General features: G+C 36.0%; 10 protein-coding genes. All 10 read right to left on the bottom strand.

The window, feature by feature from the left end; translation table 11 throughout:
* Positions 1–90: 90 nt before the first annotated feature.
* The 10 genes from MT489_RS16630 to MT489_RS16585 all read right to left on the bottom strand — a co-directional run bounded on the left by MT489_RS16630 (position 91) and on the right by MT489_RS16585 (position 13,177).
* Positions 91–1,638 carry an FAD-dependent oxidoreductase gene (locus tag MT489_RS16630; protein ID WP_244682688.1) on the bottom strand — a complete coding sequence of 516 codons (1,548 nt, stop codon included), beginning with the start codon at positions 1,636–1,638 and terminating at the stop codon, positions 91–93.
* 199 nt (positions 1,639–1,837) lie between these two features.
* Positions 1,838–2,833, bottom strand: a complete 996-nt coding sequence (locus tag MT489_RS16625; RefSeq protein ID WP_244682687.1) for a zinc-dependent alcohol dehydrogenase — start codon at positions 2,831–2,833, stop codon at positions 1,838–1,840.
* A gap of 24 nt (positions 2,834–2,857) precedes the next feature.
* On the bottom strand, positions 2,858–3,910 hold the full coding sequence (locus MT489_RS16620) for a dihydrodipicolinate synthase family protein (RefSeq protein WP_244682686.1): 1,053 nt from the start codon (positions 3,908–3,910) through the stop codon (positions 2,858–2,860).
* Positions 3,911–4,927, bottom strand: a complete 1,017-nt coding sequence (locus MT489_RS16615; protein WP_244682685.1) for an NAD-dependent epimerase/dehydratase family protein — start codon at positions 4,925–4,927, stop codon at positions 3,911–3,913.
* A 37-nt stretch (positions 4,928–4,964) separates the two neighbouring features.
* Positions 4,965–7,202 (bottom strand): AraC family transcriptional regulator, encoded by a 2,238-nt coding sequence (locus tag MT489_RS16610; RefSeq protein WP_244682684.1) that lies wholly within the window; start codon positions 7,200–7,202, stop codon positions 4,965–4,967.
* Between the two features lie 59 nt (positions 7,203–7,261).
* Positions 7,262–8,125 carry a carbohydrate ABC transporter permease gene (locus tag MT489_RS16605; RefSeq protein WP_244682683.1) on the bottom strand — a complete coding sequence of 288 codons (864 nt, stop codon included), beginning with the start codon at positions 8,123–8,125 and terminating at the stop codon, positions 7,262–7,264.
* A complete protein-coding gene (locus MT489_RS16600; protein ID WP_244682765.1) occupies positions 8,119–9,015 on the bottom strand; it encodes an ABC transporter permease in 897 nt (298 codons plus the stop codon). The genes MT489_RS16605 and MT489_RS16600 overlap by 7 nt, the downstream gene beginning before the upstream one ends.
* 220 nt (positions 9,016–9,235) lie before the next feature.
* A complete protein-coding gene (locus MT489_RS16595; RefSeq protein WP_244682682.1) occupies positions 9,236–10,858 on the bottom strand; it encodes an extracellular solute-binding protein in 1,623 nt (540 codons plus the stop codon).
* Positions 10,859–11,259: 401 nt separating this feature from the next.
* Positions 11,260–11,913 (bottom strand): YesL family protein, encoded by a 654-nt coding sequence (locus MT489_RS16590; protein ID WP_244682681.1) that lies wholly within the window; start codon positions 11,911–11,913, stop codon positions 11,260–11,262.
* Between the two features lie 163 nt (positions 11,914–12,076).
* On the bottom strand, positions 12,077–13,177 hold the full coding sequence (locus tag MT489_RS16585) for an SGNH/GDSL hydrolase family protein (protein ID WP_244682680.1): 1,101 nt from the start codon (positions 13,175–13,177) through the stop codon (positions 12,077–12,079).
* Positions 13,178–13,376: the final 199 nt, after the last annotated feature.

Genomic DNA, 13,376 nt, shown 5'->3' with positions numbered 1-13,376 from the left:
ATGGTGCGAAACTATGATTACATGTAAATAAGCAACTGCTGCATTCATCAAGTTCATTGGAATCCGGTGATGTAATTTAGGCAAAAGTCTCTAATAGAATTCCTCCGGCCATTCCAATTCAAATCCATCTTTTCTTAATTCTTCTTGAAATGCAGTCAAAAGCTTCTCATCTTCTCGTACTGTTTTTGGATTGATATTGTGTTTTATACAAAAAGCAACTAATGCACCGCAGGCTTCTCCTATATTCCACTCCGCAGGATGCAGGCGATAGCAGCCGTTTGTAATATGTGTAGTTCCGATATTTTTACACCCGGCTAATACGTTGTCCACGTCTTTTGGTAGTAATGCACCTAACGGAATATGATACGGCAATGCTTTAATATCAAGATAATTTCTTCCAGCCATACTTGGATGTAAATCAATACTGTAGGAACCGATTCCCACTCGATCATGATATTTTTTTCCGGTTCTGCCTTTATTAAAATCTGGAGATACGTCTTGTTCCACAATTGTATACTCGGCTTTAATTCGTCTAGCTTCACGAATATATGCCGATTTAGCGAGCCCATCCTTTGTGACAAAAATATCATTTCTGAGTTTCAATCCTGGGTAGCCTTTTCCCCCATCTGGTCGAGGTGCTTCTGTTTGCAGCCAATAAAAAAGCGAAAGGCTAAGCTGTTTTGCCTGATACAAATGTTTCTCCCTGTCTTCTTCTGAAACATCATAAATATTTCCTAAAAAGTAATCATTTTGTGGCCAGTTCATCAATGTAATGTCACCAGCTTTGTATTGCAAATCAAACTTGTTTTTATCAAAAATTCGACGATATTCCCAAAGTGGGAACCCTGTTTCTTCACGAAATAATGTATATTCTCTTTTTTCTTTCGTTATTGGATGCGGGGCAAAAAAACTTAAATATTTATCTGGCCAAATATCAGGATGATATTCTCGCCAAAACTCGTACATTTCGGGTTCTGGAATAACATGATTTTCACCTTCTCGATATTCCATTGCCAACACGTATGTGAAAGCTTGAATATCTTCTGGATTACTCTCTTCTAAAGCATGAAGTTCTCCGGTTTCGGCTTTAGACTCGGCTCCCACTACATATTTAATATCTGCTAACGGCAGAACATCCCCTGTTTCTGTTGCATCAACAAAATATGGAGCTTTTACTTCCACTCTTTCCCTAGTAACCATATTTTCAAATGTCATTTCCCGAATGGTTTTATCTATTTTTTGAACTGAGATAATTTTTGTATTTAAACAAAGTTGTAATTGATTTGTCAAAAGATAAGGCATAAGCATTTCATATAAAACATGCAATGAAACTCGTGGATCATGGCAAATGTTACTTACAAGTCCATTGCCAGGATTAAAAGAAGGATTAGCCTCTTTCACATTAAACACCTTAATATATGTATCTCTTACTTTATTACGGTAAGTCCGATATCTTTTTGTACATCCAAAATCTTCAATCCATGGATGTTCATCTGGAGGGACACCTTGAGAAGTGACTTGCCCTCCAATCCAATCCGTTTCTTCCGTCATAAAAACTCGAAGACCATTCGCACAAGCCGAAAGAGCCGCCGCACAGCCCCCCATTCCTCCACCAACAATCACTAAGTCTACTAGCATGGAAACCTCCTATAGACATTTTTTCGGTGATTTTGAAATCTGCCCATTTATTTATACAGAGTAGATTGTAGCCTAAGGCGCGAGCACTCCTGCGGGAAAAAAAGTGAACGGGAGGCCACTGAGGCATGGAGCGCCGAGGATGCTCCAGCATTGCCCCCGGAAAGTGAGCGCCTGTAGCAAAAATCTTTTGTACAAAATGTTAATTTGAGTAATCAATCAACTTTGTTAAAATGGTCGATCTCTTATTTAACAGACTCTCAAAAACTTCCGTAGCTTCACTAAAAAATACTTTTTCTTTAATAAACGGTTGGACATCAATTCTTTTTTCATTGACTAATCTTAAATACTCACCGATATTTCTGCCTTCTGTCCAACGTATAAAGCCATAAGGATAATCGATGGCTTGTTGCTCGTAAATTTTGTCATAGCGACCAGGTCCACCAGCACGTGAAATTAATATTTGAGCTTCTTTGCCAAACATTAGATCCCTCGGAAAATCAGGTTCGATATCTCCTACAATGACTACTTTTCCTTTATTACGAATCCATCCGAGGCATTGCTTAGTTAAAACTGAACGTTTCCCTCCTGCGCATAATAATACTGCATCCGCCCCGTGATTATTTGTAGATTGATATAAAGCATTTTCCATATTTTCAATGGTTGAAAATGATGCAATATTTTCTAGCATCTCAGATCGTTCATCGGATAGGTCATACGCAATGACATTATAAGCAGCTGCATCAGCTATTTTGGCAATCAGCTGGCCAAGTACTCCTAAGCCTACAACAACAACTGTTTCTCCAAATTGTAAATTAGCAATTCTAAGGGCGTGAATTGCAATGGCACCTAATCCACAAAGGGAGGCTTCCTCAGTACTAACGTTTTCTGGCACTTTGGCGCATAACGTCTTAGGAACAAGTAAATATTCAGCATGATGAACATAAGGAGCACCATAGCACGCTACGATGTCTCCTTTTTGAAATCCCTCACACGTCTCTGCAAAATCCACTACTGTTCCGACTGCGCTATATCCAATCGCATATTCCTTATCAGCACTATTTTCAATCATTCCTAATTCCGTACCAGGTGAAATAGCAGAATACAATGTCTTAATTAATACATATGAAGTTTTGATCTCAGGAATCTTCGTCTCTATGATTTTCACCTTTTTATTGCTTGCAACGATTGATTTCAATGGTTTTCCTCCTGAGTTCAATATTTATTCAAACCATTTTTCTATATGACATTTAACAAATTCATCGTCGTGAAGATGCGGGTATTGAGCGTACACACGATGAATTTCTTCATTTTGGCCAGGGCTCAATTTCTCTTTTTCGAGTAAGCACCAATTTCCTTTCAATAATCCTTGTCTAGCCAAAACCTCATTTATTCCAGCGATACTGCCTTTAAAATCGTTACTTGGGTCAAAAAATGCTGCATTTGCATCAGTCATTTCCTGCCCAAGTGTTAATAATTCTGATGGAATCAATTCTTTGTCTCGAGACGCTTTAATTTCATTAAATATCTCAACAACTCTTTTCGTCCAAACAGACCAATGCCCTAATAATCCACCGACTATTTTCTTTTCTATCTTTTTATCCCCAACGTTTATTCGATAAGTTGTTAAAAGATCGGCTACGATATTGTCATCATTTCCAGTGTATAATGCGATTTCTTCATTTCTATTGGAATGGCAAACGGCTCGTACGACATCAAATGTTTGATAACGATTAAACGGGGCTATTTTTACAGCGTGAACATTTGGAATGTCAGCAAACGATTTCCAAAACTCATAACTTAAAATCCTTCCGCCCACAGATGGTTGTAAGTAAAAGCCAAATACAGGAATAATTTCTGCAACCTTTTTAACATGAGTAAGTAATTGTTCTTCTGTTAGATCATTCAAGCCACCAAGGCTTACTAAACCTAGTTTAAAACCGGCTTTTTTCGCGAAAGTTGCTTCTCTTAATGCTTGTTCGGTTCGTCCGCAGATTCCAGCTATTTTAATAAATGAGTCTGCTACATTAGCTTTTTCAATCTCTTCAATCGCTAACGATAATACTCGTTCATATAAATTAAATTCAGGATCACGAATTTCAAATTGCGTTGTATGTACGCCGACTGCCACCCCACCGACACCCGCGTCAATATAATAGCGAGTGAGTGCTCTTTGGCTCTCTTCATCTAGTTTTCTATTTTCTGTTAAAGCGAGTGGATGTGCGGGGATGACGGTACCATCATGCAATGCTTTTTTCACCTCATGGCTAAGCATTTAAAACACTCCTTCCCGCTCTTGGAAATGAGTTGGCTTATTTAATGTTACGCCGTCTGCCTTAACCCAGTTTGCTACTAATTCAATCATTTCATTTAGAGTCACCTTTGGATACCCAAATAATTTGTGAGCTTTCGAAGCATTATTTAATAGAGCAGTTGGTTGTTCTTCATTTATAAAATGGGCAGTTTTATTAAAGTGTTTTCCAAATTCTTCTGCTAACCAGCGTACAGAAATCGTTTCTGGCCCTGTAATATTTAGTATTTTGGGCGGCGCTTCGCAATGAAATAATGAACGCAATGCATACTCATTTGCATCACCTTGCCATATAACATTGACACTACCCGTCGTAAGGTCAATCCGACTTCCTTCATATACTTGTTTGGCTATTTCAAGTAATACACCGTACCTAAGATCGATGGCATAATTTAATCTATATATTAGGATAGGTGTTTGATTTTTATGAGAGAAATAGGTGAACACTCGCTCCCGTCCTAGACAAGATTGGGCATACTCTCCAATTGGTCCAGCAGGTGTTTCTTCTGAACAATTCGTACTTCCCACTTTCGTGAGCGGATACACGTTACCTGATGAAAAAACAACAATACGTGAGTCTTTAAAGCGTTCCGCAACTTTTCCAGGTAAATACACATTCATTGCCCATGTAAAATGCTCGTTTCCATAAGTTCCAAATTTATTACCGGCCATATAAATAATATTTTTTACTGTTGGAAGTGACTCCATTGCCCCTTCCTCTAATAAATCCAATGCAATCGTCTCAATTCCATAATCTTCGAGTACTTGTTTCAAAGTTCCAGAAGAAAATCTAGATACCCCAATGACCTTTTTTTCCACACCAGCTGCGTTGATTGCTCTTTTTGCAAGCTTTGCAAGAGTAGGTCCCATTTTGCCGCCAACACCTAAAATCATTATATCTCCGTCCAATTTGGCAAACTCCTCAATGAGTTCTGTTGACGGTTTTGACATGAAATCTTCTAATTCCGCGATTGTTTTCATGTTGTCCCTCCTGTTCATTTAAACTATAAAACTCATATCACCCTGTGTTTATTATTTTCTCCCGATAATTTGACGGGGAAAGACCTGTATATTTTTTAAAAGTACTTGCAAAGGTAGTCGCATTCAAATAACCAACTTTTTCACCAATTTCCGCAATTGTCATATATTCATTTTTTAAATATTCTTTCGCATGATTGATCCTAACACGATGTAAATACTCGATAAAATTAATACCAAAAGCATTTTTAAAATACTTGGAGAAATACTTTGGTGATGTATCTGTAACCGAAGCCATATGTTCAAGATATAAATTATCCATGTAATGCAGTTCTATATATTGAGCAATGAAGGCTGGATTTAATTTATTGTCTTGGGCTTTCGCATGGCTTCCTTTTTGTAAAATATATTTCACTACTTGCATAAAGGTACTTTTCAAATCTTCAAGATTTTTGTAGTTCCTTATACTACTGTCAAATTCTAGTTCGAGCATGTGCAAATTTTGTTGTTCTTCCTCATTTAATTGAAGATGTCTTTTCATGTATAGAAGTAAACTTTGCAAGATCGCAACAAATTGATGACGTTGAATATTCAAATCGATATTTTGCTCTATAATGTCCTCAATAATTTGAATGGAATCCTTTTCATTTTTGCCAACTATTAAATTGGGTAGTTTTTCCACATTTTCAATTGGAAAATAAACATGTGCCTTAGGTTGTATTGTTTGGGTGTCATGAACAGAGCCCTCAACACCAATATTTCGGTATATGGTTGAATGAATAATATCCTGGTACGCTAATGCCAAATTTTCAAGCTTTGAATCATATACCTTACTAATAACGGCATTAATGGTGGAATTCATTGATTTTTGAGCATGTTTAATAAATTGTTCAATTGTTTGAATCACATTTTTTCTTTCAGATGAACGATTGATGCCAACTAACACCAAAAATTCCTTGTCTATATGATGGAAATAAGTTACTAAATGTAGATCTTCTTTTAAACCACTTTCAATAATTTTTTTACATTCCTCAATCTGCAGCTCTGCTATCATTTCACTGCTTTGTTTACTCTCAAATGTCAATTGTATAAGCAGGAAGTGGCGATAAGTGAATAAATCTGAAACATAGTCATTTAATTGCGAATACATTTCTACATTGTCTCGACTCTGCGTAATGGCTTGGATAAACTTATACTTACTTAATTCTGTTTGCATTCTTTTTTCTATGTTCTTCGATTCTTGAAAATCTTGTTTTAATTGGATAATCGAATGGAATATGCTTCTCCAGTTTGGTTCTCCACCAATGATGAGACTGGCTTTTTTAATTGGGCGAAACAAATATAGACTAGCGCCGAGCAATAATAATAGAGTTACGAAGCCGCTAATGAGCATAATTGTTTGTTGGTCGTTTGTAATAGATGCAACGGCTGTATACTTAATTGGGATTCGATTAATGTATGTAAATCCGTTATAATCCGATTTATAAACGACATATTCATACTTTTGATTCTTTACTACCGTCTCTTCTCCCGCGCCCAAATATAAACCTCGAACCACCTCACCTAAGCTAATCTTATCCTTTGTGGATAAAACAATATTATTGTTTTGGTCTAATATTAAAAAAGATGTCTCATCCATCATTGTTCTCTGATTTATACTTTCCAATAAAGTATCCACGTTTAAATAAACAAGAATATTTTTGGAAGAGAATTGAGTGTTCCCTGCAATCGTTATCAAATTTTTTGGTCTATAGTTTTTTCCGCTTGTTTTTTTCAAGTACGTCTTTGCAGGGAATATTTCCAACGTTTTTTCATCATTAAAAAAAGATTTCCAGAACATAGCATTATGTTGCTTGTTTTTATATTGCTCATTGAAGAATTCATTTAAATCAATCGTTCCTTGTGATGTTATCGCAAGATCGGAATCATCAAAGAACACAACAACGTCCTCAATATAATCGTGAGAGGATGAGATTGTTATAAGTTTATGCATGTCTTTATATAGCAGATAATGAATATAACTTCCTTCATCTTTATCTTTCGGGTCATATGGTAGAGTATCAATCGAGTAAATTAAGTTATTTATTTCTCTAAACGTATCATCGATCGATTCAATGATCCCACTGACAATCAGGCGATTATTTTCCTTCATTTGCTCGTAAAGTCTTTGTGTAGAGGTTTTCATAAGATAGTAATTGATCGAAAACATGATTAATACAATTATGAGTAAGACGGAAAATATACGCATGAAACCTCTCACAGTGATGAACTTTTCCATTTGTAACACCCCGTCATATCGAATGTAATAATACTTACTACATTCGATATGCCCCTTTATTATCCCTTCTCAGAACCTAACATTACCCCTTTTGCAAAGTACTTTTGGGCAAATGGATAGATAATTAAAACAGGAATCATACTTATGAAAATGGTCGCATTTTTTAATGCTTCAGGTGCCAAAGCAGCTTTGTCAATTAGACTTTCATTTTCGTTATTTGCGAAAATCAGCATATCCCGCAAAATGACTTGTAGTGGATATTTTGCTGAATCATTCAAGTAAATCATAGGTAGGAAATAACTATTCCAATGTCCCATAAAATAGAATAGTCCGATTGATGCTAGAGCTGGTTTGGAGAGTGGAATCATGATGCTGAACAGAATTCTAAACTCCGATGCCCCATCAATGATGGCAGACTCACGAAGTGATTCAGGCATACTCTCAAAGAAGCTCTTCAAAATAAGCAATTCAATGGTCCAAATAGTATTTGGAATGACGATTGCCCAAATCGTATCAATCATGCCTAGACTTTGAACAAGAACATAAGTCGGAATCATTCCTCCATTAAAGAACATCGTTAAAACGATAGCGAGCATAAAAAATTTTCTTCCAAAAAAATTAACCCTTGATAAAGGATAGGCGGCAATAGCTGTCATTAATAAATTTATCGTCGTTCCGAGTCCTGTATAAATAATCGTATTTAAATAGGCTTTAGGGATTTTATTTTGACTTAATATTTCTTTATAAGCGTCTAAGTTAAATCCTTTTGGCAACAACCATACATTCCCTTGCACGACCTGACTCGTCTCACTAAAAGATACGGCGACAATATAAAAGATAGGATATAAAATTGCTATTCCAATAGCGCTTAGGATGATCGTATTTATAACGGTAAAAATTGTAAAACGCTTTTCTCCTACCATAAACTTTTACCTCCAAGCCTTCTACTTAACAAATTGGCAATTAATAGCATGACCAATGCGATAATCCCTTCAAACAAACCAACTGCAGCTGCATAGCTATAATTCGCTTGAAGTAATCCTTGCCGATATACATAAGTAGAAAATACATCAGCAACCTCATATGTCATTGGGTTGTAGATTAATAAGATTTTTTCAAATCCAATTCTGAACATATTTCCTGCCTTTATAATGAATAAAATTAATATGGTCGGCATTAATCCTGGCAAGGTAATATAGCGGATTCGGTCCCATCTTGTCGCACCATCTACCTTAGCTGCTTCATAAAGGTCTGGGCTTATTCCAGCGATTGCTGCTAAATAAAGAATGGATTCATATCCCATTAACTGCCAAATATCAGATCCGATATAAACCGTACGGAACCAGCTTGGTTCAACTAGAAAGTAAATTTTCTCAAATCCGAGTGCAGCGATAATATCATTAATAATCCCGCTACTAGGAGATAGAAAGTCAATCAGCATACTGCTGACAATAACGATAGACAAAAATGAAGGTAAAAAGCTGACTGTTTGGATCGACTTTTTGAACCAAAGTATGCGAACTTCATTCAAGAGAATGGCAAAAATAATCGGAAACGGGAATCCAATTAGTAACGTATAAAAGCCTAATAGAATTGTATTTTTAAAAAGTTTAAAGAAATCAGGACTTGAGAAAAAAGTGCGAAAGTGCTCTAATCCTACCCATTCACTTCCCGTAATCCCTGACCAAACATCATAATTCTTGAAGGCGATAATTAATCCATACATTGGGCCATATCGAAAAAGTGCAAAAAAGACAATACATGGGATAAATAACAGCAACAATTGTCGATCTCGTTTGATATGTCTAAATATAGAGACCCAACGTGATGGCTCTGGTTGTTTAAGTTGAGTGTTATGAGTCTCTGAATATGTTTTTGGCAAACTGGTCCCTCCCAATTAAGCATAAAGTTTGCCCCTTTGTGCAGACGGAACTCTTTATTTAAAAGTGTTCCGCCTAATCGTGAGGAATAAAGGACTGTTACGCTTTTCCAACCCTTATCCAGGGGGCAATCTCTACTGACGTTTTACTGCATTATTCACTGTCAAAACGCTTCTGTGCATCGTTGTAGACTTGGATAAAATCGTCCACCTTTAAACGTTTTGCTTCTTCAAGCCAAGCATCCCATTCCTTATCACCATAAGATTTGGTCATCACGTATTTTGTGCTGAATTCAATTCCCGCCGTTAATAAGTTCGGTTGTAATTTTGCTATAGTATCATTTTCTTTGTCATTAAACTTCAAGATAGGATCAAGTGGCTGCATTTTACCCTGCATCAAGTCCTGAGCCTCTTGTTCTTTTTCAGTGTAATTAAAATACACACTGCGATCATCTGCACGTAGGTACATTCCTTCTACCCACATACCATATTGGTTTTCCAAATCTTTTATACCAACGACGTCAAGATTTAAGTCTGGATACGTAACTTTTCCATCTCCGTCCTCTTTGTAGATTTCGTCCTTAACACCAACCATGATTAACTCTGCACCAGACGGGCTAGATAAGTAATCAAGTAGTTTTAAAGCGATTTCACTCTTATCATTCTTCGTAACAGTGTGTCCCCAATTAGCAATTTTGTCTAAGCTGCGGATTGAATTTTCTGGTCCTACCGGGTTACCGTAACGTAGATCATACTCTGGATTCTCAGCTTTTACTTGTTCGTAGAACATGTCAAGTCTTCCAATCCAGTCAAAGGTTACGAATGATTTTCCAGTAGTCATTTTTGTTGTCCAAGAAGCTTCCGTATCTGTAATAAACTCCTTATCTAGTAATCCCTCATTATATAATTTTTTCATAAAGTCCAACATCTCTTTATGTTTTGGATCTGTAAATTGGAATTTCCACGTCTTATCAGATTCATCATAGTAAGCTGGATATTGGGCTCCCGTAATCCCCCAACCGAATCCCCAGTCTCTATAAATAAATTCGGCTGTTTTAGACGCATAAGGGGCGGAATCCGGATATTCTGCCTTTAGTTTTTTCAACGCCTCATAGAATTCGTCTGTATTGTTCCATATCTCTATACCAATTTTTTCAAAAATATCTTTACGATATAAGAATCCGTGATTAACATCGCGGTTTACACCATATATTGGCCATGTATACATATTGCCTTTATCATCAGAGAAGGATTTCATTACCCAGTCATTTTCTTCAGCGTACAATTTCTTATAGTTAGGAAGTTCATCTAAATACTCATTAATGGCAACGACTGCACCTTTTTGGCCAAGCTCATTTACCTTTGCAACAGGTAAACCATGCCAAATGTCTGGAAGTTGCCCTGATGCAACAACTGTATTTAATTTTTCGCTATAAGTTCCAGATGAATACGCTTGTATATTCAGCTTAATTCCCGTTCTCTTTTCAATTTCTTTAATGACGGCTTTATCCTTTAAGTTGCTTACATCACTTACAAGCATCCAAGTAATTTCTACAGGTTTATCAACTATAGGTAATTTGATACCTCCAGTATCACCATAGTCTTCTGTGCTTTCATTTACTTGTTCTTCAGAACCATTACTATTTCCGGAATTGTTTCCGCTTTCATTTTGATTATCAGTTCCACCGCCTGTTTTTTCTCCGGAATTACTACAACCTGCAAAAATGCCAAAGACAAGAAGTAAAACAAATAACAATTTCGATAATCGACCTAGCATTTAATTTCCTCCCTTTTGTATTTTTACAACTTTTCTTTTTGCCTGTTTTAGGCGAAATTTTTTAAAATAAGATCACATAACATTGATCATATTTATAGTAGTCACCACCTTTGGCAGGCAACTCAACTATAAAATTATCAGTTGCAATTTGTAAACAAATGGTTTTCACTCACTCTGTATTAGATATGGAAAGATATCTATAAAACATTAAAAACCTTTTCGTATCAACGTTTAGGACAAGGGTGGAAAATGATAAATAGGTGGAAATCAATAACATCAGCAGTTTCTTGATTCATTATTTTTTTGTAAAATAATTTGCGAAAACTCAATAAAAAGTGTAAGCGCAAACAAAAATAAGGTCATCTTTTTTATAAAATGACGACCTCACAATAGAAATTTTTTTACAAATTAGTTGTATCCTGATGAGCAGGATGCTGTTGTACTTTGTGTTTTACTTTTTCAAAAGCGCGGTTTGCGGATGCCATTATAATAAACGCAGGTGCACTGACTCCTAGGAATACAATTAACCCTGGCACAATAATCGCTAAAATACATGAAAAGAAAAGGCCGATAATCATAAATACTGTTGAAAGTGGACTTGCAAAAGCAAATAAAAAGCTATATTTAAAATATTGAACTAGCTTCAACTCATAACTTACAAAAACAGGAAATATATATAGGCACATTAAAGTAAATAAAAATAAAATGATAATAAGGAAAAGTGCTAGTATTTGAAAGGATGCTCCTTGAGAAATTAATATAACTCGATAATCAATGTAAAAGATGAGTAACAGAATACCCAATATAAGACCAATAATATTCGATTGAGTAAATTCTTTTTTATATGAATGCCAGTATGTCTTGAAGACGGGGAGATTTTCGTCACCTATCATCCATTTGCGCATGATCGCAAACAAGGCTGCTGTAGAGGGCATAATTCCTAGGGCTATTCCACCAACCAAAATAAATAAAATCCAAAGGATATTTACATAGACGAGACGAATAATCCATTCCCCTAATTTATATAAGCCTCCTAGAAAGCCATTCATTTCCATAGCAAAATCCTCCCTACAGTATTACTTAGTTGTTTCTGTCTAGTACCTTATTTGTTGATTATAGCATAGGCATTTTCAATTTTTCTGATGTATAAGGAATAAAAAATCTTCAAAAAAGAAAGCTGCAAGGCTTACTAAATTAAGCTCTGCTGCTTTCTCAGAATTAAATCATTATTTTTTCTACAACGGGTGATAAGTTATTAGCCATGCTTAAGAAGCCTAAGTCAGTAGGATGGGTACCGTCGACTGTTTTTTCTTGCCACTGCTCCCCGAGTAAATCTGTCCCATCGTAAAAATAAATATTTGTATCTCCTTCTTGCTGTAAACGTAGTATTAGAAGATTTTGAAATTCTAATCGCTCGAGTCGTTCACGATAAAGTTGTGGATCAATTATTTCTTGTGCATACGGAAATTTAGAAACGACCAATATTGGGATTTCTGGATGTTTTTCACGGTAAATCTGAATAAAGCGAGGAAGCGTTTCTTTATATAACTCAGTACTGACACAGTTAGGCTCATAATCTAAAACGAGACAACCAGGATTATCAATTTCACGTATGATACGAGCCATATTTGCCTCGCCCTTACCATTTCCCGAAAATCCTAGATTAATAAACTCCCTATTGATTCTTCTACTCATAATGTTTGTATATGCCATGCCAGGACGTGAAGCGCAGCCCCCTTGAAGGATTGAAGTTCCATAAAAGATAAGCTTTTTCTCATCCTTATAATTGGGTGGTGCTAAAACACTCGCCTCTGCATCGATACCTATAATGACTTCATCTACCCCTTGATAAAGCGGAAAATGTAAAGTGATTGAAAGCATACTTTGATTCGCTCTCTCAAATAATACGACCTCATAATGATCTTCGGTATGTTCATACCTCGATACACTACAAAAAACCTGCTCTCCTGGTTCACCAATATAACAATCAAACCCACATTGGCCTGTGGCAGGCATGTGGAACATATTTGCTTTTCCTTTTAGTGTCACTTTGATTGCTAATTTCCTCGTATTTGTTCGAAAGCGAATCTGTCCACCTGCAGTAGAATCAGCTAAAATGTCAACTGGTTCAGTAATATCGTACTGTGGTTTTAAAGGCAATCTACGATAGATCTTCTCTTCGTTAATCCAAGCAAATCCATTAATACAAAAAGGAGACTGTTTAGGATCAAGCCAGTTCATTCCATCATCTTTAACTAGCAGGGGTTGCATATTACGATCTAGATTTCCAACATTTACTTGATTTCTTGCTCCGTTCATCGAATCCCTCTTTCGATTTTATTTTTATATAAAACTATCATCAAACCTTATTTTTATTAACTGTTGAATAAAACAATCACTGTAAAGTATTGCAGATTATAATTAGCTGTTATTTAGGTAAACATATACGTTCTAGATAGCTTTTATCCTTGTAATGAAAATATATCGAATCAAATATTAAAAAGAGTGTGATGTGTAT

The organism is Lederbergia wuyishanensis (assembly GCF_022900255.1).
Classification (GTDB): domain Bacteria; phylum Bacillota; class Bacilli; order Bacillales; family Bacillaceae_C; genus Lederbergia; species Lederbergia wuyishanensis.
The sequence above is the reverse complement of the archived record's forward strand: the minus strand, read 5'-3'. Positions and strand labels throughout refer to the sequence as shown.

Bases quoted from the DNA above. Each gene is read 5' to 3' on its own strand.
- MT489_RS16630 (WP_244682688.1), bottom strand. From the start codon at position 1,638: ATGCTAGTAGACTTAGTGATTGTTGGTGGAGGAATGGGGGGCTGTGCG.
- MT489_RS16620 (WP_244682686.1), bottom strand. From the start codon at position 3,910: ATGCTTAGCCATGAGGTGAAAAAAGCATTGCATGATGGTACCGTCATC.
- MT489_RS16615 (WP_244682685.1), bottom strand. From the start codon at position 4,927: ATGAAAACAATCGCGGAATTAGAAGATTTCATGTCAAAACCGTCAACA.
- MT489_RS16610 (WP_244682684.1), bottom strand. From the start codon at position 7,202: ATGGAAAAGTTCATCACTGTGAGAGGTTTCATGCGTATATTTTCCGTC.
- MT489_RS16605 (WP_244682683.1), bottom strand. From the start codon at position 8,125: ATGGTAGGAGAAAAGCGTTTTACAATTTTTACCGTTATAAATACGATC.
- MT489_RS16595 (WP_244682682.1), bottom strand. From the start codon at position 10,858: ATGCTAGGTCGATTATCGAAATTGTTATTTGTTTTACTTCTTGTCTTT.
- MT489_RS16590 (WP_244682681.1), bottom strand. From the start codon at position 11,913: ATGGAAATGAATGGCTTTCTAGGAGGCTTATATAAATTAGGGGAATGG.
- MT489_RS16585 (WP_244682680.1), bottom strand. From the start codon at position 13,177: ATGAACGGAGCAAGAAATCAAGTAAATGTTGGAAATCTAGATCGTAAT.